Origin of the sequence: Nonomuraea sp. H19, from assembly GCF_052068215.1 — a bacterium.
GTDB lineage: Bacteria > Actinomycetota > Actinomycetes > Streptosporangiales > Streptosporangiaceae > Nonomuraea.
This window is the reverse complement of record NZ_JBQHCV010000001.1, coordinates 38,176-56,551: the sequence shown is the minus strand read 5'-3', so window position 1 is coordinate 56,551 and position 18,376 is coordinate 38,176. Positions and strand designations below refer to the sequence as shown.

General features: G+C 70.2%; 18 protein-coding genes. 4 read left to right on the top strand and 14 right to left on the bottom strand.

All coding sequences use genetic code 11. The annotated features are described in order from the left end of the window. Positions 1-56: 56 nt before the first annotated feature. The 3 genes from groL to ACTMTI_RS00325 form a co-directional block, all read right to left on the bottom strand. Positions 57-1,676 carry a chaperonin GroEL gene (gene groL / locus ACTMTI_RS00335; protein WP_441117376.1) on the bottom strand — a complete coding sequence of 540 codons (1,620 nt, stop codon included), beginning with the start codon at positions 1,674-1,676 and terminating at the stop codon, positions 57-59. A gap of 72 nt (positions 1,677-1,748) precedes the next feature. Next, positions 1,749-2,060: a co-chaperone GroES gene (groES, locus tag ACTMTI_RS00330; RefSeq protein ID WP_043623565.1), complete on the bottom strand. Its 312-nt coding sequence runs from the start codon at positions 2,058-2,060 to the stop codon at positions 1,749-1,751. A gap of 30 nt (positions 2,061-2,090) precedes the next feature. After that, entirely contained in the window at positions 2,091-2,807 is a 717-nt protein-coding gene (locus tag ACTMTI_RS00325) for a hypothetical protein (protein ID WP_441117375.1), read from the bottom strand. Between the two features lie 316 nt (positions 2,808-3,123). On the opposite strand from ACTMTI_RS00325, the gene ACTMTI_RS00320 reads away from it, so the two are divergent. Together ACTMTI_RS00320 and ACTMTI_RS00315 are read left to right on the top strand one after the other, a co-directional pair. Then, entirely contained in the window at positions 3,124-4,281 is a 1,158-nt protein-coding gene (locus ACTMTI_RS00320; protein ID WP_441117374.1) for a class I SAM-dependent methyltransferase, read from the top strand. A gap of 249 nt (positions 4,282-4,530) precedes the next feature. Next, the gene (locus ACTMTI_RS00315) at positions 4,531-6,387 is read left to right on the top strand and encodes a hypothetical protein (protein ID WP_441117372.1); all 1,857 of its coding nucleotides are present in this window, start codon (positions 4,531-4,533) and stop codon (positions 6,385-6,387) included. A gap of 75 nt (positions 6,388-6,462) precedes the next feature. Here the strand turns inward: ACTMTI_RS00315 and tsaD are convergent, their stop codons facing one another. The 11 genes from tsaD to ACTMTI_RS00260 all read right to left on the bottom strand — a co-directional run bounded on the left by tsaD (position 6,463) and on the right by ACTMTI_RS00260 (position 16,243). Continuing rightward, the gene (gene tsaD / locus ACTMTI_RS00310; RefSeq protein ID WP_441117371.1) at positions 6,463-7,494 is read right to left on the bottom strand and encodes a tRNA (adenosine(37)-N6)-threonylcarbamoyltransferase complex transferase subunit TsaD; all 1,032 of its coding nucleotides are present in this window, start codon (positions 7,492-7,494) and stop codon (positions 6,463-6,465) included. Continuing rightward, positions 7,487-7,918 (bottom strand): ribosomal protein S18-alanine N-acetyltransferase, encoded by a 432-nt coding sequence (gene rimI, locus ACTMTI_RS00305; RefSeq protein ID WP_441118134.1) that lies wholly within the window; start codon positions 7,916-7,918, stop codon positions 7,487-7,489. Before rimI ends, tsaD begins: the two co-directional genes overlap by 8 nt. Before the next feature lie 11 nt (positions 7,919-7,929). Beyond that, entirely contained in the window at positions 7,930-8,577 is a 648-nt protein-coding gene (tsaB, locus tag ACTMTI_RS00300; protein ID WP_441117370.1) for a tRNA (adenosine(37)-N6)-threonylcarbamoyltransferase complex dimerization subunit type 1 TsaB, read from the bottom strand. 83 nt (positions 8,578-8,660) lie between these two features. Continuing rightward, positions 8,661-9,200, bottom strand: a complete 540-nt coding sequence (locus tag ACTMTI_RS00295) for a class F sortase (RefSeq protein ID WP_441117368.1) — start codon at positions 9,198-9,200, stop codon at positions 8,661-8,663. A 3-nt stretch (positions 9,201-9,203) separates the two neighbouring features. Next, positions 9,204-9,860: a hypothetical protein gene (locus ACTMTI_RS00290; RefSeq protein ID WP_441117367.1), complete on the bottom strand. Its 657-nt coding sequence runs from the start codon at positions 9,858-9,860 to the stop codon at positions 9,204-9,206. Between the two features lie 209 nt (positions 9,861-10,069). After that, a complete protein-coding gene (tsaE, locus tag ACTMTI_RS00285; protein ID WP_441118133.1) occupies positions 10,070-10,504 on the bottom strand; it encodes a tRNA (adenosine(37)-N6)-threonylcarbamoyltransferase complex ATPase subunit type 1 TsaE in 435 nt (144 codons plus the stop codon). A 23-nt stretch (positions 10,505-10,527) separates the two neighbouring features. Next, on the bottom strand, positions 10,528-11,577 hold the full coding sequence (locus tag ACTMTI_RS00280) for an alpha/beta fold hydrolase (RefSeq protein WP_441117366.1): 1,050 nt from the start codon (positions 11,575-11,577) through the stop codon (positions 10,528-10,530). A gap of 19 nt (positions 11,578-11,596) precedes the next feature. Continuing rightward, the gene (gene alr, locus ACTMTI_RS00275) at positions 11,597-12,724 is read right to left on the bottom strand and encodes an alanine racemase (protein WP_441118132.1); all 1,128 of its coding nucleotides are present in this window, start codon (positions 12,722-12,724) and stop codon (positions 11,597-11,599) included. 54 nt (positions 12,725-12,778) lie between these two features. Beyond that, positions 12,779-14,230: an NAD(P)H-hydrate dehydratase gene (locus tag ACTMTI_RS00270; RefSeq protein ID WP_441117365.1), complete on the bottom strand. Its 1,452-nt coding sequence runs from the start codon at positions 14,228-14,230 to the stop codon at positions 12,779-12,781. 266 nt (positions 14,231-14,496) lie between these two features. Beyond that, a complete protein-coding gene (locus ACTMTI_RS00265) occupies positions 14,497-14,847 on the bottom strand; it encodes a holo-ACP synthase (protein ID WP_441117364.1) in 351 nt (116 codons plus the stop codon). A 13-nt stretch (positions 14,848-14,860) separates the two neighbouring features. Then, on the bottom strand, positions 14,861-16,243 hold the full coding sequence (locus tag ACTMTI_RS00260) for an alkaline phosphatase PhoX (RefSeq protein WP_441117363.1): 1,383 nt from the start codon (positions 16,241-16,243) through the stop codon (positions 14,861-14,863). A 207-nt stretch (positions 16,244-16,450) separates the two neighbouring features. Here ACTMTI_RS00260 and coaA point away from each other — a divergent pair, with 207 nt between their 5' ends. Next, positions 16,451-17,353: a type I pantothenate kinase gene (coaA, locus tag ACTMTI_RS00255; RefSeq protein WP_441118131.1), complete on the top strand. Its 903-nt coding sequence runs from the start codon at positions 16,451-16,453 to the stop codon at positions 17,351-17,353. A 59-nt stretch (positions 17,354-17,412) separates the two neighbouring features. After that, the gene (locus tag ACTMTI_RS00250; protein ID WP_441117362.1) at positions 17,413-18,339 is read left to right on the top strand and encodes a DUF389 domain-containing protein; all 927 of its coding nucleotides are present in this window, start codon (positions 17,413-17,415) and stop codon (positions 18,337-18,339) included. The last annotated feature ends 37 nt before the right edge of the window (positions 18,340-18,376 follow it).

Below are 18,376 nucleotides of genomic sequence, written 5' to 3'. Positions count from 1 at the left end.
AACCGCACGGCCCGCACCCCTTCGCGAAGGGTGCGGGCCGTACAGCAGGAAACGGGTCAGTGGCCGTGGCCGTGACCGTGGCCCTGGCCGCCGGCCGGGGCCTCGTCCTCGGGCTTGTCCACCACGAGCACCTCGGTGGTGAGCAGCATGCCCGCGATCGACGCCGCGTTCTGCACGGCCGAGCGCGTGACCTTCACCGGGTCGATGACGCCCTGGTCGAGCAGGTTGCCGTATTCGCCGGTCGCGGCGTTGAGGCCGTGACCCGCGGACAGCTCGGAAACCTTGTGGGTCACCACGTAGCCCTCGAGGCCGGCGTTCTCGGCGATCCAGCGGGCCGGCTCGACCAGCGCGCGGCGCACGACGCCGACGCCCGTGGCCTCGTCGCCCGACAGGCCGAGGTCGCCGAGCTCCTTGGAGACGTGGATCAGCGCGGAGCCGCCGCCGGAGACGATGCCCTCCTCGATCGCGGCGCGCGTCGCGGAGATCGCGTCCTCGAGGCGGTGCTTCTTCTCCTTCAGCTCCACCTCGGTGGCGGCGCCGACACGCAGCACGCACACACCGCCGGCCAGCTTGGCCAGGCGCTCCTGCAGCTTCTCGCGGTCCCAGTCGGAGTCGGACTGCTCGATGGCAATCTTGATCTCCTTGACCCGGTCCTCGATGGCCGTCGGGTCACCGGCGCCGTCGACGATGGTCGTGGCGTCCTTGGTGACGACGACGCGGCGGGCAGTGCCGAGCACTTCGAGGCCGACGTGCTCCAGCTTGAGGCCGACCTCCTCGCTGACGACCTGGCCGCCGGTGAGGATGGCCATGTCCTGCAGCATCGCCTTGCGGCGGTCGCCGAAGCCGGGGGCCTTGACGGCCACGGAGGTGAAGGTGCCGCGGATCTTGTTGGTGACCAGGACGGCCAGGGCCTCGCCCTCGACGTCCTCGGCGACCACGAGCAGCGGCTTCTTCGTCTGGGCGATCTTCTCCAGCAGCGGCAGGAAGTCCGCGATGGAGGAGATCTTGCTCTGGGTGAGCAGGATGTAGGCGTCCTCGAGGACGGACTCCATCCGCTCGGGGTCGGTCACCATGTAGGCGGACAGGTAACCCTTGTCGAACTGCATGCCCTCGGTGAACTCGAGCTCCATGCCCATGGCGTTGGACTCTTCGACGGTGAGGACACCGTCCTTGCCCACCTTGTCGAACGCCTCGGCGATCAGGTCGCCGATCTGCGCGTCCTGAGCGGAGATCGTCGCGACGTTCGCGATCTCCTTCTTGTCCTCGACCGGGCGGGCGCTGGCGAGCAGCTTGTCGCTGATCTCCTTGGCGGCCTTGTCGATGCCGCGCTTGAGCGACAGCGGCGAGGCGCCGGCCGCCACGTTGCGCAGGCCCTCGCGGACCATCGCCTGGGCCAGGACGGTCGCGGTGGTGGTGCCGTCGCCCGCGATGTCGTTGGTCTTGGTGGCAACTTCCTTGGCGAGCTGGGCGCCGAGGTTTTCGTAGCGCTCCTCCAGCTCGATCTCACGAGCGATGGTGACACCGTCGTTCGTGATCGTCGGAGCACCGAACTTCTTGTCGATGACGACGTTGCGGCCCCTGGGGCCGAGCGTTACCTTCACAGCGTCCGCGAGGGCGTTGACACCGCGCTCAAGCGCGCGCCGTGCGTCCTCGTCGAACTGCAGGATCTTCGGCATTACTGAAAGTCCTCTCCTAGCGTCGAAAGCCCCGGTCGCCCTGAAGAGCGCCCGGGGCTCGACACATCCGGCCTACTTCTCGATGATTGCGAGAACGTCGCGGGCGGAGAGCACGAGGTACTCCTCGCCGCCGTACTTGACCTCGGTGCCGCCGTACTTGCTGTAGAGGACGATGTCGCCCTCCGAGACGTCGAGCGGAATACGCTTGTCGCCGTCCTCATCCCAGTTGCCCGGGCCCACCGCGAGGACCTTGCCCTCTTGCGGCTTCTCCTTGGCGGTGTCAGGGATGACCAGGCCGGAAGCGGTCGTCTGCTCGGCCTCAAGCGGCTGAACCACGATGCGGTCGCCGAGCGGCTTAACGGGAACCTTGGTGGCGGTCGTCACGATCGGACCTCCCCTTCAGATTTGAATGATCTAGAAGAGGCGACCAGCGGGGCCTGCCGTCGCGGGTGTCAGACCTGCCTCGTCGCACGTTGGCACTCTCAAGGGGAGAGTGCCAACAGGAAACATATGCAAGAGGGCCTTGACAGTCAACACGAACGCGTCTGCTGAGAGCGATCGCGTCGCCATCAGCGAATTTCGGGTGTATGACCCTGCGACGATGCCGGGGCGGGCGGGCCGCCGGCCGAGGGGCCGGCGGGTGCGGGCCGCGCCGATGCGCCGACTGAGGGCCGGGGCCTGCGGGTCCACGTGCACGAACGTCCACGTCGGCACCGCGCCGCCGGCCGTGACGTAGACACCGGTCCCGCGCTGCGCGGCCTGGGCGCGCGGCGGCGCCGGGATGCCCGCGCCGCGCCCATGCACGACGCCGGGCCGCACCACGGAGCCGCCGCCGCCGAGCACCAGCCGCTCCACCTGGTCGCGATACGCCACAAGCGGAATCGGCTTCGCCGGGCTGTCCTCGTCGGCGCCGTCGGTCTCGCCGAGCACCCAGACGCCGCTGACGTGGACGGCCTTCTTGGCGGAGCCGGCCAGCACGGCGATGGTCGCGCGGCCGACAGGATCCTCGGGCAGTGGGCGCGCGCTCGACATGCTGGCCACGCTGCTCAGGAGCGGCGACGACGCCACCATGTGCATGAAGGACCTGCCGGCCGCCGCGATGGTCAGCCCCGGAGCGCTCACCAACCGCATGGATCACCTGGTCGAGCGCGAGCTGGCCGACCGCTGGCCGGCCTCCTTCGCAAGCTCCTGGTCTCCCTGGGCGACACCGCACCTGTGTGAGGCGCCACCGGATGACACCCGGCCCGCCTCCCACGGTGGCGGCCCTCAGGTCGCGGGCACGCCTCCCGCCGCAGGCTCCACCGGGCACGCGCACCGAGTGAAGCCGCGTCCCCGTCCAGACCGTGCTGCGCCTGCTGAGGTGGCCGTTCGCGGGTGAGACCGGCGACGCCGCGCAGGCGCGTTCGGCGTCTCGGAGTGTCGTGTGGGCGCGATAGCGTCAGGTTACGTGGACCTCGACGCCTTCAAGGAGCTGCTGACGCCGCGCGGGCAGCGGGCGCTCGCCGAGGCCGGGGAGCTCACCGGCGCCGACCCGGTCGCCGCCGCCACGACGCTGCGCAAGACGTACGACGCCGCCCTCACCTCCGCCGCGCTCACCCAGGCGGGGCTCAGGGAGCGGGCGAGGGCCAAGTTCGGCGCGGACGCCGAGTCGATGTATTTCACGCCGCACGGCCTGGAGCAGTCCACCCGCAAGGAGGTCGCCGAGCACCGCGCCCGCCGCCTGCGCGGGACCACCGTCGTGGACGCCTGCTGCGGGATCGGCGGCGACTTCCTGGCACTGGCCCGCGCCGGGCGCACCGTGACCGCCGTGGACGCCGACCCGCTGACCGTCGCCGTGGCCGGGGCCAACGCCGAGGCGCTCGGGCTGAGCGACCGGGTCACGGTGACCGAGGGGGACGCGGCCGGCGTCCGGCCCGAGGAGTACGACGCGCTGTTCGCGGACCCGGCCCGGCGCACGGGCAAGGGCCGGACGTTCGACCCCATGGCCTACTCGCCGCCCTGGCCCGTGGTGCTCGACCTGATCTCCAGGGCCCGGCGCGCCTGCCTCAAGGTCGCGCCCGGGATCCCGTACGAGTTCATCCCCGAGGGCGCCGAGGCCGAGTGGATCTCCTACAAGGGCGACGTCAAGGAGGCCACCCTCTGGACCGGGGAGGGTGCCACCCGCCGCGCCACCTTGCTGCCCGGCGGGCACACGCTGACCGCCACCGGAGTCCAGGCCGAGATCGGCCCTGTCGGCCGATACGTCTACGAGCCGGACGGGGCCGCGATCCGGGCGCACCTGGTGGGCGAGGTGGCCGAGATGGTCGGCGGGCGGCTGCTCGATCCGATGATCGCCTACATCGCGGGAGACGAGCTGGTGGACACTCCCTGGGCCGCCAGATATGAAATAGCCGACGTTCTCCCCTTTTCACTGAAAAAGCTCCGCGCCGCACTCCGCGAGCGGCGAGTCGGAAATGTCACCATCAAAAAGCGTGGCTCTGCCGTGGACATCGAACGCCTCCGCACAGACTTGCGACTTCACGGGGAAGAGTCGGCGGTAATCATCCTTACCAGAATTATGGATAAGCCCTCGGTCCTCATCTGCAACACCCTCCAACCTGCCTGAACCGGTCATTCTTCCGTTAACCGCGATCTTTCAATTCGGCACTGACGGACCTTGCTCGAGAGGCTAAGGTGGGCGGGCGGGAGTTCTCCCCCTGATGCGGTTAGCCGTGTTCTCGCCCTTCCATCTGCAAACCGGACCTATCCCACCGCTGCGCGGCAAACCGTCGGCGAGTGAAGGAGCCTTTCGGTGGACAATTCCAACCACACCGCCCTTCTCCAGGCTGGAGGCCATTCCCCTATCTCCGAGAGGATGCGAGACCTGCTCCAGCGCGCTGCCCAGGATCACGTCTACGAGCAGCGCACGCAGGGGGCCGTGCTCGACGAGATCCGCCAGCGGCTCGAAGGCATGGAGTGGCTGCTGCGCGAGGTCCGCGAGCGCGAGCTTGGCGGCCTCAGCGGCACGCTGGAGTCGGTCAACGGGCGGCTGGATGACATCGCCGCCAAGCCTCCGATGTGGGCGGAGGGGCTGGCTCAGCACGTCGAGGCGGTACGCGACCACGTGGACGCCGTCGGGGAGCGGCTGGGCAACGTGGACGCCCGGGTGGCCCCGGTCGCCGAGCTGCCGAGCCTCTGGGCGGACCTCGGCACGGTCGGCGAGTGCGTGGACGAAGCGCTCAAGCGCCTGCAGTGCGTGCTCGACACCACCGATGGCATCACCAAGGGGATGTCCGATTTCGCCACGCTGCTGGCCGGCCTCAACTCCAGCATGGAGGCCGCCGCCAGCCGCTTCACCAGGCTCGACAAGTCGGTGGCGGACCTGGCCTCCCGCACCGACCGGGTCGAGGCCTTGGTCGGCGACCTGCCGGAGGACTTCAACGACCGGATCGCCGGAGCGGCCGAGCAGATGGCGATCAAGGTGGACGTCGCCGAGCAGCGCCTGGCGACCCGCCTGGAAGAGACCGACCAGCGCCTGATCGCCAAGATCGACCAAACCGACCAGCGCCTCACCGCGAAGCTGGATCAAACCGACCAGCGCGTCACCGCCAGACTCGACGAGACCGACCAGCGCGTCACCGCCAAGCTGGAGGAGACCGATCAACGGCTGGCCACCAAGCTGGAGGAGACCGACCGGCGGCTGTCCAGCCGGCTCGACGAGGCGGACGAGCGGCTCACCGTGCGCCTCAAGGAGGCCGACGCGCAGCTCACCGGCCACCTGGCCGACGTCGAGCAGCGCCTGACCACCCGGCTCGACGAGGCCGACCAGCACCTGGCCGTGCAGCTCGGTGAGAGCGAGGAGCGCCTGACGGTCCGGCTCGGCGGCGTGGACGCCAGGCTCGACCGGGTCGAGGGCCGCCTCCTGGGCCTCGACTCCAGGCTCACCGGCTTCGACGGCCGCATGGAGTCCGCCGACGAGTGCCTGGCCGACATCGACACCAGGCTCGACGGCCTCGACGGCAAGATGGGCGGCGTCGACAAGCGGCTCACGACCATGGACGGTCAGCTCGGCGCGATGCACAAGCGGATGGGCACCCTGGACGGCCACCTGAGCCGCCACGACGCCCGCTTCGACGCGCTCGGCGTACGCCTCGACGCCCGCTTCGACGCGCTCGACGAGCGCGTGACAGCCACCGACCAGCGCGTCAGCGAGAGCGCCACCCGCAGCGAGGGCCGCTTCAACAAGCTCGACAACCAGATGGACGCCATCGACGAGCGGCTGGGCGAGGCCGAGGAGCACCTGAGCGGCCGCTTCGACGCGATCGACGGCCACCTCGGCGGGCTCGACACCCGCTTCAACGGCCTCGACACCCACATGAACGGCCTGGCCACCCGCGCCGAGCAGGCCAGCGAGCACCTCGATGCCGTGGACGACCGCATCGAGGCCGTCAACCAGCGCGTGGGCCAGCTCCCCGCCACGCTGGCCATTCCCGAGCGGGTGGGCGAGCTGATCCAGTCGCAGGCCGGCGAGCAGGCCGAGCGCCTGGCGGCCGCCGCCGACGCGCTGACCGAACTCGTCAAGTCCCGGCCCGACCGCGACGAGCTGGCCAAGACCGTCACCGGCATCGTCGAGCCCGCGGCCACCGACCTGACCAAGCGCCTCAGCGCCCTGGAGGAGACCATGCTGGCCCTGGCCGAGGCGCTGCTGCGCCCCATCAGGGGCAAGGACTGACGCTGCGGCACCTCACAGCCGGGGCGCGGCTGACCGCGCCGGGCCACCAACCCCCGGCGCGGCCCCGTGCCGGGCTCAGACGTGGACCGTGGTGATCGGCAATGAGGAGTCTGCGGGGATCCGCAGCGTCGAGGGCGTGATGCCGGCCGCGACCAGATCGGCGCCCAGAGCGGCCACCATGGCGCCGTTGTCGGTGCACAGCCCGGGACGGGGCACCCGCAGTCGTACGCCGGCCGCGTCGCACCGCTCCTGCGCCAGCGCCCGCAGCCGCGAGTTGGCCGCCACGCCGCCGCCGATCAGCAGGTCGTCCACGCCGTATTTCCGGCACGCCTGCAGCGCCTTGCGGGTCAGCACGTCGACCACGGCCTCCTGGAAGGAGGCGGCCACGTCGGGCACGTGGATCGACTCCCCTGACGCCTCGCGGGCCTCGACCCAGCGCGCCACGGCCGTCTTGAGCCCGGAGAAGGAGAAGTCCAGCGTGCCGTCGTCGAGCTTGCCCCGCGGGAAGGCGATGGCCGTGCCGGAGCCCTCGCGAGCGGCCCTGTCGATGTGCGGGCCGCCGGGGAACGGCAGCCCGAGCACCCGCGCCACCTTGTCGAACGCCTCCCCCGCCGCGTCGTCCACGGTGGAGCCGAGCGAGATCACGTCCGCGGCCACGTCGGGCACGAGCAGCAGCGACGAGTGGCCGCCGGAGACCAGCAGGGCGACGCACGGCTTGGGCAGCGGCCCGTGTTCGAGCTGGTCGACGGCCACGTGGGCGGCCAGGTGGTTGACGCCGTAGAGAGGAACGCCGAGGCCGAGCGCGTAGGACTTGGCCGCGGCGACCCCGACCAGCAGCGCGCCCGCGAGCCCTGGTCCGGCCGTGACGGCGATGGCGTCGATGTCGGAGAACCTGAGTCCGGCCGCGGCCAGCGCGGCCTCCACGGTCGGCGTCATGGCCTCCAGGTGCGCGCGGGAGGCGACCTCGGGCACCACGCCGCCGAACCTGGCGTGCTCCTCCATGCTGGAGGCGATCGTGTTGGCCAGCAGCGTGTGGCCCCTGACGATGCCGATGCCGGTCTCGTCGCAGGACGTCTCGATGCCCAGGACCAAGGGCGCGTCAGCCATCAAGCTTCCTTCTCATCATGATCGCGTCAGTGCCGTCGTCGTAGTAGCGGCGGCGGGTGCCGATCTCCTCGAACCCGAAATGCCGGTAAACCCCCTGCGCCCGCGGATTGTCGGCGCGTACCTCGAGAAAGATCTCGCGCGCGCCCCTGCGGCCTGCCTCGCCCAGCAGCTCGGTCAGCAGCGCGCCGCCGATGCCGGTGCCCTGGAACTTCTCCAGCACCGCGATGGTCTGCACATCGGCCTGGTCGGCCGCGGTGGCGAGCCCGGCGTACGCCACGATCTCGTCGTCGAGCACGGCCACCACGTAGTAGCGCGAGCGCGGCATGTCGGCCAGCTCGCCGCGCATCATGCCCTCGCTCCACGCGTCCAGCGGGAACGTGGCCTGCTCGATCGCCATGACGGCCGACAGATCGGCCTCGGTCATCGGCCGCAGCTTCACGCCGTCACCCTCTTGGGCGCGCCGGGCACCACGGCGTCCGGCCGGCGCAGGTAGATCGGGCGCGGCGGGTCGAGCGGGATGCCCTTCGCGAGCCGCTCGGCGGCGAGGGCGGCCAGGGCGCCGGCGTAGGGGTACGGCGGCACGTCCCGGGACTGTCCCAATATTTCGGGATAAAGCTCGGCGCCCGCTCCCACGACGGGCAGCCCCTCGACCGGCACCTGGGCGGGCCGGTCCACGAACGGGCCGTCGAGCCTGGTGCGCATGTCGGCATAACGCGCCCAGAACACCTCTTTGCGCCGCGCGTCCGTAGCCACCAGGAACGGCTCGGCGAGCCCGCTGCCGTAGGCGACCGCGTCGAGCGTGCAGATGCCGTACGCGGGCACTCCCAGCGTCGTGGCGAGCCCCTGCGCGGTCATCAGCCCCACGCGCAGCCCGGTGTAGGGGCCGGGGCCGCTGCCCGCCACGATGGCCGTCACGTCGCGCAAGGTCGCCCGCGCCTCTCCGAGCACCAGCTCGATGGTGGGCACGAGCAGCTCACCGTGGCGGCGGGCGTCAATTGTCGTCGACTCGGCGAGCACCCGCTCCCCGTCGTGCAACGCGGCGGTGACGGCGGGCGTCGCGGTATCAAAGGCCAGGACCAGCACGACTGTTTAGCCTACCCGTCGCAGCCCGCTCACCCGGCCCTAATGCGTCAGGCCCAGCCCGTACGCCACCGCAGCCAGTCGACTCACACCCGCGAAGCGTAGACGATGATGTTGTCCAGGTATTCGCCCGTGGCGTAGTCGAACTTGCCGCCGCAGGTCACCAGCTTGAGCCCGTCCTCGACGTACACGCGCCTGGCCGGGAAGTTGTCCTTGTGCACCTGCTCGATCGCGTCGACCTTGAACTCCACGACCTTGCCGTCACTCCGCTCGACCTTGACGGTCTGGCCCTTGCGTAACTGCCTGAGCTTGTAGAAAACCGCGGGCGCCGTCTTGGTGTCGACGTGCCCAATGATCACGGAGGCGCCCTTCTCGCCGGGCACCGCGCTGCCGGTGAACCAGCCGGCCATCTTGGGTTTCTCGTAGGGAGGCAGCTCGACCTCGCCGTTCTTCTCCAGGCCGAGCTTCATGAGCGGGGCCTCGACGTCGATCGAGGGGATGTCGATGCTCTTGGGCACGACGTTCGCGGCGGGGGTGGTGGCGGTCTGCTGCATGCCCTTGCCGAAGGCGAACAGCAACAATCCCGTCACCACGCCGGCGAGCACCACCCGTCCTGGACGGGCCATGGCCTACGCCCGGTTGCGACGCTTGACCGCTATGCCGACGCCCGCGGCCAGCGCCAGCCCGATCAGCACGCCTGCGGGGCCGAACGGGATCGACGACTCGTCACTGACGTCCTGCGCGTACGTACCGCCGCCGCCGGCCCTGGGCGCCTTGGTCGGCACGGTGGTCGGCAGCGCCTCGGCCGCGACGACCCGGAGCGTGGCCCGGCCCATGTCGTTGGTGCCGTCGCACTTGACGTCGACCTGGTAGGAACCGCGCCGGACGGTGCCCGAGACCTGGGCCTCGCCGCGAACCCACGGCGAGGCGGCACCCGCGCTGCCGGTCGGTGCGGGAGAGGCCGAGCCGGCGGGGACCGGGTTGAGCGTGGCGCCGTTGACGAACGCTCTGGACGTGGCGGTGCCGGTGTGCGCGGGCCCGCCGGTCGGGACCGGGCAGTTGGCCAGGATCCACACCGTCGAGGTCTCGCCCGCGGTGACGCGGTCGGGGTTGAGCTGGATCTGGATGGTGGGTCTGGTGACGGTCGCCCGCGGGCTGCTGCTGGTGGTGGCGGTGGCGGTCGGGCTGGCCGTGCCGCTGGCGGTGGAGGTCGGTGTGGAAGTCGGTGTCGATGTGGATGTGGGATCGGCCTCGGCCGAGGCTGTGCAGCCGGTAAGACCGACCATGACGATGGCTCCCGCATACGCGACTCGCCTGACCTTGAGCACCGGCCGCACCCCACTTTGCCGTCTTGCCACAAGCATCCACCCGAATCGTGGATGTCGCCCCTCCTGATACCCAGAAATTCTGGGCGAATCCCTAGCCAACGATCATGATTCACATCTTTGGCCAGGTACGTCAAGGGTGCCAGCATTGCCGGAAATTGACCGTTGTTTTAGTCTTCCAGCCGATCAATCGGCGTGTCGGCCCACCGCGAGCCCACGCCGCGCAGGGTCACGATCCGGGCCTCGTCGCCGGCCTCGCGGTCGATGTGGATCTCCAGCCGGTCCTCGGCCAGGCCCTCGACCAGCCCCTCACCCCATTCGACGACGGTGACGGAGTCCTCCAGCGAGGCGTCCAGGTCGAGGTCGTCCACCTCCAGGTCGCCGCCGAGCCGGTAGGCGTCGACGTGCACGAGCGGCGGGCCCTGGCGCAGCGACGGGTGCACCCTGGCGATCACGAACGTGGGCGAGGTGATGGGGCCGCGTACTTTGAGCCCTTCGGCGATGCCCTGCACGAGCGTGGTCTTGCCGGCGCCGAGCGCCCCGGACAGCACGACCAGGTCGCCGGGGCGCAGGAAAGACGCCAGACGGGCGCCGTACGCACGCATGTCCTCGGGTGTTGCCCGCCGCACTACAGCTCCACCCGCTTGACCAGGTCGCGCAGCGCGTCGTTGACCGTGCCGGGCCGCTCCATCTGGATCAGGTGCGAGGTGTCGGGCACCTCGGTGAACTGGGCCTTGGGCAGCGCGGCCGCGATGGCCTTGCTGTGGTCGGGCGGGGTCAGCCAGTCCCGATCGCCGACCATGATCGCGGTGGGCACAGGGTCGAGCACGTGCAGCGCGGAGAGCTTGTCGTGGTTCATCAGCGCCGGGTAGAAGTCGGCGAACACCTCGGTCGGCGTCGCCCTGATCATGGATTCGGCGAAGTCGACCACGGTCGGGCTGACGTTCTTGGAGTCGCCGAAGCCCATGTAGCGGGTGATCAGGAAGGCGATGTCGCTGCCCGCGTGGCGGGTCCTGTCGACCAGTGCGCCCCCCCTGCCCAGCATCGAGATCGTGGAGGGGGCGACCTTGTGCACCGCCTTGGACACCAACGCGGGCAGGCCCAGCGTGATCTCGGCCAATTTGCCCGCCGAGGTCGCGATGAGCGCCACGCCGCGGATCTTGTCGCCGAACAGCTCGGGGTGGCGGTCGGCGAGCGCCATGATCGTCATGCCGCCCATGGAGTGGCCGACCAGCACGCATGGGCCGGGCACGAACTGCTCGATCACCTCGGCCAGGTCCTCCCCGAGCCGGTCGATCATGCTGTCGTCGGCTTCGGCGCGCTGCGAGCGGCCGTGCGAGCGCTGGTCCCACAGCACCATGCGGTAGTTCTCGCGCAGGTCCTTGCGCTGGTAGTGCCAGGACTCCAGGTTGAGGCAGTAGCCGTGACAGAACACGATCGTCACCGGTGCGTCCTCGGGACCGTCGATCTCGACGTGCAGCGCCACCCCGTCCGAGGTGATCAGCGTGCGCTCTCTGCCGCGCAGCTCGCCGAACGGCTCGCTGGCCTCGGCATCGGGACGCAGCCTGATCCGGCCCACCGCGTAGCGCTTGGCCATCGCCGCCGCCGCGACGCCGGCGGAAGCGGCGCCGATGAGCGCGCCGGCGATCCCGAACCTGCGGCGTGTTGTCGTCGTCATCTCCACGATCCTTGTTCGCTCACGACCGGCCCTCGTAGACCCTCGGCACCCGCGCGCCGATTCTGGTCACAATCTCATGCGTAATCGTGCCGAGCGTATCCGCCCATTCCTGAACGGTCGGCTCGCCCCTGCCTCCAGGGCCGAACAGCACGACCTCGTCACCTGCCGACAGCGGGTCGTCACCCATGTCGATCATGAACTGGTCCATGCACACCCGGCCGGCGACCAGCCGGCGGCGCCCGCCCGCGAGCACCTCGGCCCGTCCGCCGGCGTGCCTGAGTATGCCGTCGGCGTAGCCGAGCGGGACGAGCCCGAGCGTGGTCTCGCGGTCGGTGACGTAGAGGTGAGCGTATGACACGCCGGAGCCCTCCGGGACCCGTTTGACCAGCCCGATTTGGGCCGTAAGCGTCATGGCCGGGCGCAGGCCGAAATCGCCCAGCTCGGGGATCGGGCTCAGGCCGTACATCGCGATGCCGGTCCTGACCAGGTCGTAGCGGGCGGCGGGGAGCGTCATGGTGGCGGCCGAGTTGGCGAGGTGCCTGATCACGTGGGAGCCCGCCGCGCCTGCCTGCTCGGCCAGCTTGAGCGCCGTCTCGAACGCCTCGATCTGCTGCTCGATCGACGGATGGCTGGGGATGTCGGCGCAGGCGAAGTGCGACCAGAGGCCGATGATCTCGATGACGCCCTCGGCCCGCAGCTCCAGCGCTCTGGCCAGCAGCCCGGGCCAGGCGGCGAGCGGCGCGCCACCCCTGCTCATGCCGGTGTCGGCCTCGAGGTGCAGCTTCGCGGTGCGGCCCGTGCGCCGGACCGCGCCGGCGATCTCGTCGAGCAGCCGCTCGTCGGCCGCCGACAACTCGATGTCCTTGCCGAGCGCCTCGTCCAGCGGCTCCCCCGGGGTGATCAGCCACGCCAGGATCGGCGCGGTCACACCGCCGGCGCGCAGCTCGAGCGCCTCTCTGACGAACGCGGTGCCGAGCCGGCTCGCACCCCCCTCCAGCACGGCCTCGGACGACGGCACCAGGCCGTGCCCGTACGCGTCGGCCTTGACTGCGCCCATCAGCTCGGCGCCGCCTGCCTGCTCCTTGAGCAGCGCCACGTTATGCCTGATGGCTGCGAGGTCGACCCTTGCCTGCGCGGGGGTGGCCATAGGGGAGTACATCCTTCTAGTGTGGCAGCTCACCGGCGTGGTCGAGCGCGGTTTTCACGCGTTGTCGCTCGTCACGGCACGAATGGCGGCCGGTACGGCCGAGGCCACGTCCGCGGCCGCCAGCGGGGCCCCGTCGGCCGCCAGCCGCCCGGCGAGCCCGTGCAAATAGGCCCCGCAGGACGCGGCGTCGTAGCAGCTCAGCCCCTGGGCGAGCAGCGCGCCCACGACGCCCGACAGCACGTCACCGGTGCCGCCCGTGGCCAGCCAGGACGAGCCGGTGAGATTGACGCGCACCGGCCTCGACTCCTCGGCCACCACCGTGGTCGAGCCCTTGAGCAGCACGGTCACGCCCAGCTCCGCCGCCGCCCTGCGGGCGTACTCCAGCCGGGCCGCCTCGATGTGGTCGCGGTCGGCCTTGATCAGCCGGGCCAGCTCCCCGGCGTGCGGCGTGATCAGCACCGGCGCTCTGCGGCGCAGCAGCGCACGGTCCCGCGCCACGAGCGTCAGCCCGTCGGCGTCGATCAGCACGGGCACCGGGGATTCGAGCACCCTGGCGGCGAGCTCGTGCGCCCAGTCGTCGGTGCCGAGCCCCGGACCGAGCACCCACGCCTGCACCCGCCCGACGTCCTCGATCGACGGCCGGTCCAGCTCCGTGATCACGGCCTCCGGCCAGTGCGCGCGCACCTGCGCGACCGGCTCGGCCGCTCCGGCGTAGCGCACCATGCCCGCCCCGGCCCGCAGCCCGCCGCCCACGGCGAGCACGGCCGCGCCGGTGTAGAGCCGGCTCCCGGCCGCGACGCCCAGCACGCCTCTGCGGTATTTGTCCGACTCCTTGGCCGGGCGCGGTATCAGCTCGTCGACATCGCCGCCGGTCAGCGCGGCGACGTCGGGATCAGGCAGGTACGACCCGAGCCCGATGTCCACCAGCTCGACCCGCCCCGCGCAGGCCGCGCCGGGATCGACCAGCAGCCCGGTCTTGTAGGCCCCCATGGTCACGGTCACCCGGGCGTGCACCGCCGCGCCCTCGACCTGCCCGGTGCTCGCGTCGACCCCACTCGGCACGTCCACCGCGACGATCGGGCCCGGTGCGGCGTTCGCCTCCTCGACAAGCCGCCGGTACGGCTCCCGCAACGCCCCCGACGCCCCGATGCCGACGAGCCCGTCGATGATCAGGTCGGCATTCTCCAGCTCCGCCCGGTCGGCCACCCGTCCACCGGCGTCCCTGAGCGCCAGCAGACCGGCCTCGTGCGTCTTCGACCCGGCCAGGACGGCCCTCACCCGCGCCCCGCGCCTGGCCAGCCGCTGGCCCGCGTAGAGCGCGTCACCGCCGTTGTCGCCACTGCCGACGAGGAGCACGACGCGCTTTCCGTACACCCTGCCGAGCAGGTCGGCGCAGACGGCGGCGAGCCCCGCGGCGGCCCGCTGCATGAGCGTGCCCTCGGGAAGCCGCGCCATGAGCGTGTGTTCGGCGGCCCTGATCTGGTCGGCGGTGTAGGCAGTCTTCATGGCCTCACTCCGTTCAGCTGCTCGGTCGCCATATGCCGTCGCCTGTTCATGGCCTCACTCCGTTCAGCTGCTCGGTCGCCATATGCCGTCGCCTGTTCATGGCCTCACTCCGTTCGGCGGCTCGGTCGCCATATGCCGCCGCCTGTTCATGGCCTCACTCCGTTCGGCGGCTCGGTCGCCATATGCCGCCGCCTTCCCCCGCTCTGGTCGCTTCGCTCCCGCCGCTCCTCCAGGCGACGGCACTCCCTCGCGCGCATGATGCGAAGCTATCCCTCCGCGATCACATAGGCCACGGCCACGCCCGCGTCGTGGCTGAGCGAGATGTGCCAGCGCTTGACCCCGAGATCGTAGGCGACCTCGGCGACCTTGCCGCTGACCCGCAGCTCCGGCTTGCCCAGCTCGTCGCAGCGCACCTCCGCCTCCAGGTGCCCCAGGCCCTTGGGAGCGCCGAGCGCCTTGGCCACGGCCTCCTTGGCGGCGAACCTGGCGGCCAGCGAGTGGACCGGGAGAGGCCGTTCGATCTCGGTGAACAGCCGTTCTCGCAGCTGCGGCGTGCGTTCCAGGGCCGCCTCGAAGCGAGCGATGTCCACGACGTCCACGCCGATACCCAGGATCATGAGCCAAGGGTACTTAAAAGAGTCCGCGTTCCCAGGGACCCCAGATCGCGATGGATCTGCCCTGTTTGGCCTGGATGTTGACGTACAGCGTGTGGCCACCCGGGCCGAACGTGCTGCCGGCGAACTCCGCGCCCGGGTCGCCGGGGATCGGCTGCAGGCGGCAGAAGTCGAAGATCTCCCCCGACCTGGTGAGCCCGCGCAGGTGGTTGGCGTCGTCGCCGTCCTCGCACAGCACGAGCGTGCCGCGCCTGCTGGCCGTCACGTTGTCGGGCAGATCGAGGACCGACGAGCGCGGCGACTCGTAGACGAGCTTGAGCTTCCCGCTCCACGTCTCGTACGCCCACACCTGTCCCCGCCCCTTGCCGAACCCCGAGGTGGGCGGATCGGCGGGGTCGGTGTCACCGCCCTGGGTGGAGACGAAGTACACCGTGCCCTGGTGGAAGACCGCGCCCTCCAGCCTGGAGAAGATCGCCGCGCCTTTGGCCCGGCCCTGCTTGCCGACGGCCTGGACGACCTCGTCGTTGGATGGTTTGCCCCGGAAGTCGGGGTCGGGATCGTCGATGTCCACCCATTCGGTGGCGTACGCGGCGCCCGGCTGCTGGCCTGCGGACAGGTCCTTGCGCTCGTCGTCCTTGACGGCGAGCATCTGCAGCCTGCCGCCGTCCAGCAGGCGCCCGGCCAGGACCGGATGCTTCGGCGGCAGATAGCGGTAGAACCCGGACGGGAAGCCGAAATTGTCCTCGGTCAGATAGATCGCGCCCGACGAGGGGTCGAAGGCCGCCGACTCGTGCGGGAAGCGCCCCGCCGCTCTGATCGGCCTGGCGGTGGCGGTGCGGCTGACGGGGACCTCGAAGATGTAGCCGTGCTTCTTGGTGAGCTTGGAGTTGTCGCCGCGGGAGAAGTCATCGGCCACGTCGGGGCCGTTGACCGTCTCCTCGCAGCTCACCCAGGCGCGCCACGCCATGGGACCGCCCGAGCAGTTCATCATGGTGCCGTTGAGCGAGGGGACGCTCTTGATCACCTCGCCGTAGCGGGTGACCCGCAACGTCGAGGTGCCGCCGCCGGCCATCGGGTCGTAGGCCCTGCCCTCGTCGCCGAACGCGCCGACCGGCCCGTTGACCTCGTGGTTGCGGATCAGGATGGCACTGTCGCCGGGACCGGAGAAGGCCGCCATGCCGTCGTGCCTGCCCGGCACGACCGACCCGTCGCTGAACTTCTCTCCCGCCGCGCTGAACGAGCGGTATTTGAACCCCGCCGGCAGGTGCAGCCGCACCTCGCCGTCGCGCAGGTCGCGTACGGGACGCAGCGGCCCGTACGACGCCTGTGCCGCCTTGGCGCCCCCCTGCTTTCCCGCGCACGCGACCCCGGCGAAGGGCCCGGCGATCCCGGCGGTCACGGTGGAAATGAAGCGACGACGGTCCACAACCTCAGAACAGTAGCCGCCCGCCAAACGCCGTATAACGATTTCACCAACACCGCGCCCCCTTTCCCCGAACACACTCTCGGTAATCCCCCGTTTTATCCACAGCCTGTGGACAGCCGCACCCCCGCCATGATCCGTTTTGTCACCGATCGCTACGCTGCCAAGGTGAACAACGGCTACGTGGAACTGAGCAGGGAGCGGTGGAGCGAGCTCCGCAAGAACACGCCCTTGACTCTCACCGCAGACGAGCTGGAAGAGCTACGCGGCGTGGACGACCCCATCGACCTCACCGAGGTCACCGACATCTACCTACCGCTGACCCGGCTGCTGAACCTGCACTTCACCGGATCCAAGCAGCGCAGCAGCGTGCTGAGCGCATTTCTGGGCCATCCCGAGCGGCGTGTTCCGTACATCCTGGGCATCGCGGGCAGCGTCGCGGTGGGCAAGTCGACGACGGCGCGACTGCTGCACACGCTGCTGGCCCGCTGGCCCGAGCACCCGCACGTGGAGCTGATCACCACTGACAGCTTCCTCTACCCGAACGCGGTGCTGGAGGCCAAGGGGATCATGCATCGCAAGGGCTTCCCCGAGAGCTATGACCGGCGGGCGCTGGTCAGGTTCGTGGCGGAGATCAAGGCGGGGGCGGCCGAGGCGAAGGCCCCGATCTACAGCCACCTCGAGTACGACATCGTGCCCGGCGCGTTCCAGACCGTGAGAAGTCCCGACATCTTGATCATCGAGGGCCTCAACGTCCTCCAGCCCGCCCCGCCCACCTCCCTCGCGGTCAACGACTACTTCGACTTCTCGATCTACGTCGACGCCAAGGTCGAGGACATCCGCACCTGGTACGTCGACCGCTTCCACAAGCTCCGCCGCACCGCCTTCGAGGACCCCAAGTCGTACTTCAGGCACATCGCGGACATGTCCTACGAAGAGGCCACGCGGTTCGCGGTCAACGTCTGGCGCGACATCAACGAGCGCAACCTGGTCGAGAACATCGCCCCCACCAGGGGCCGCGCCGACCTCGTGCTGCAGAAGGGCAGCGACCACTCCGTCAGGCGGGTACGGCTCCGCCGGACCTGAACGCTCACTGCGTATGCCGGTCAACACGACGTCAACCTTCGATGGACGACAATGACTGAGTGCTGCACCTACGACTGATCAGCCCCGCCACGCGCACCGAAGAGGCGACGGCCGTGCTGGAGGACTGTCCGGGCGTCACCAACATCGTCGTCCTGCCCGGCGCGGCCCGGGAGCCGAAGGGCGACGTGATCTTCTGCGACGCGGCCAGGGAGGCGGCCAACGAGGTGATCGGCCGGCTCAAATGGCTGGAGGACGAGGGCTCCATCGCCGCCGAGCAAGTCGATCTGTCGCTGTCCAAGGTCGCGACCGAAGCGGTCGAGGAGGCGCCGGGCGATCCCGACGACGCGGTGATCTGGGAGGAGCTGTCGCAGCGGGTCTACGCCGACTCCCGCATCACGTGGGCGTACCTCGCCTTCCTGGCCATCGCCACCCAGCTCGCGGGCATCGGCGTGCTGCAGAACTCCCCCATCCTGATCGTCGGCGCGATGGTCCTCGGCCCCGAGTTCGGCGCGATCGCGGCCATCTGCTTCGGTGTGCTCCACCGCAGGCGGCACCTGATCGTCACGGCGCTCAGGACGCTCGCCGTCGGATTCGCGGTGGCCATCGCCATCACCTTCGCCTGCGCACTCGTCTCGACCTGGCTCGGCTGGATCGACTTCCACAACCTCGACTCCAACGCGGAAGTGCAGTTCATCGTCAAGCCGGACAAGTGGTCGTTCATCGTGGCGCTGCTGGCCGGCGCGGCCGGGGTCCTGTCGATCACGGCGGGCAAGTCGTCGGCCCTGATCGGCGTCTTCATCTCGGTGACGACGGTCCCGGCGGCCGGCTACGTGGCCGTGGCGCTGGCGGTGGGCGCCTGGCACGAGGTCATGCCCTCGGCCGCGCAGCTCGCCGTCAACATCGCCGGCATGATCATCTCAGGCACCGCGACGCTCGTGGTCCAGCGGAAATTCTGGCCTCAGGTAGGACGCCGTTCATCCCTGTGAACGAGGCCACAGCCGTGGCCCGCCCGGTAGGGTCCGG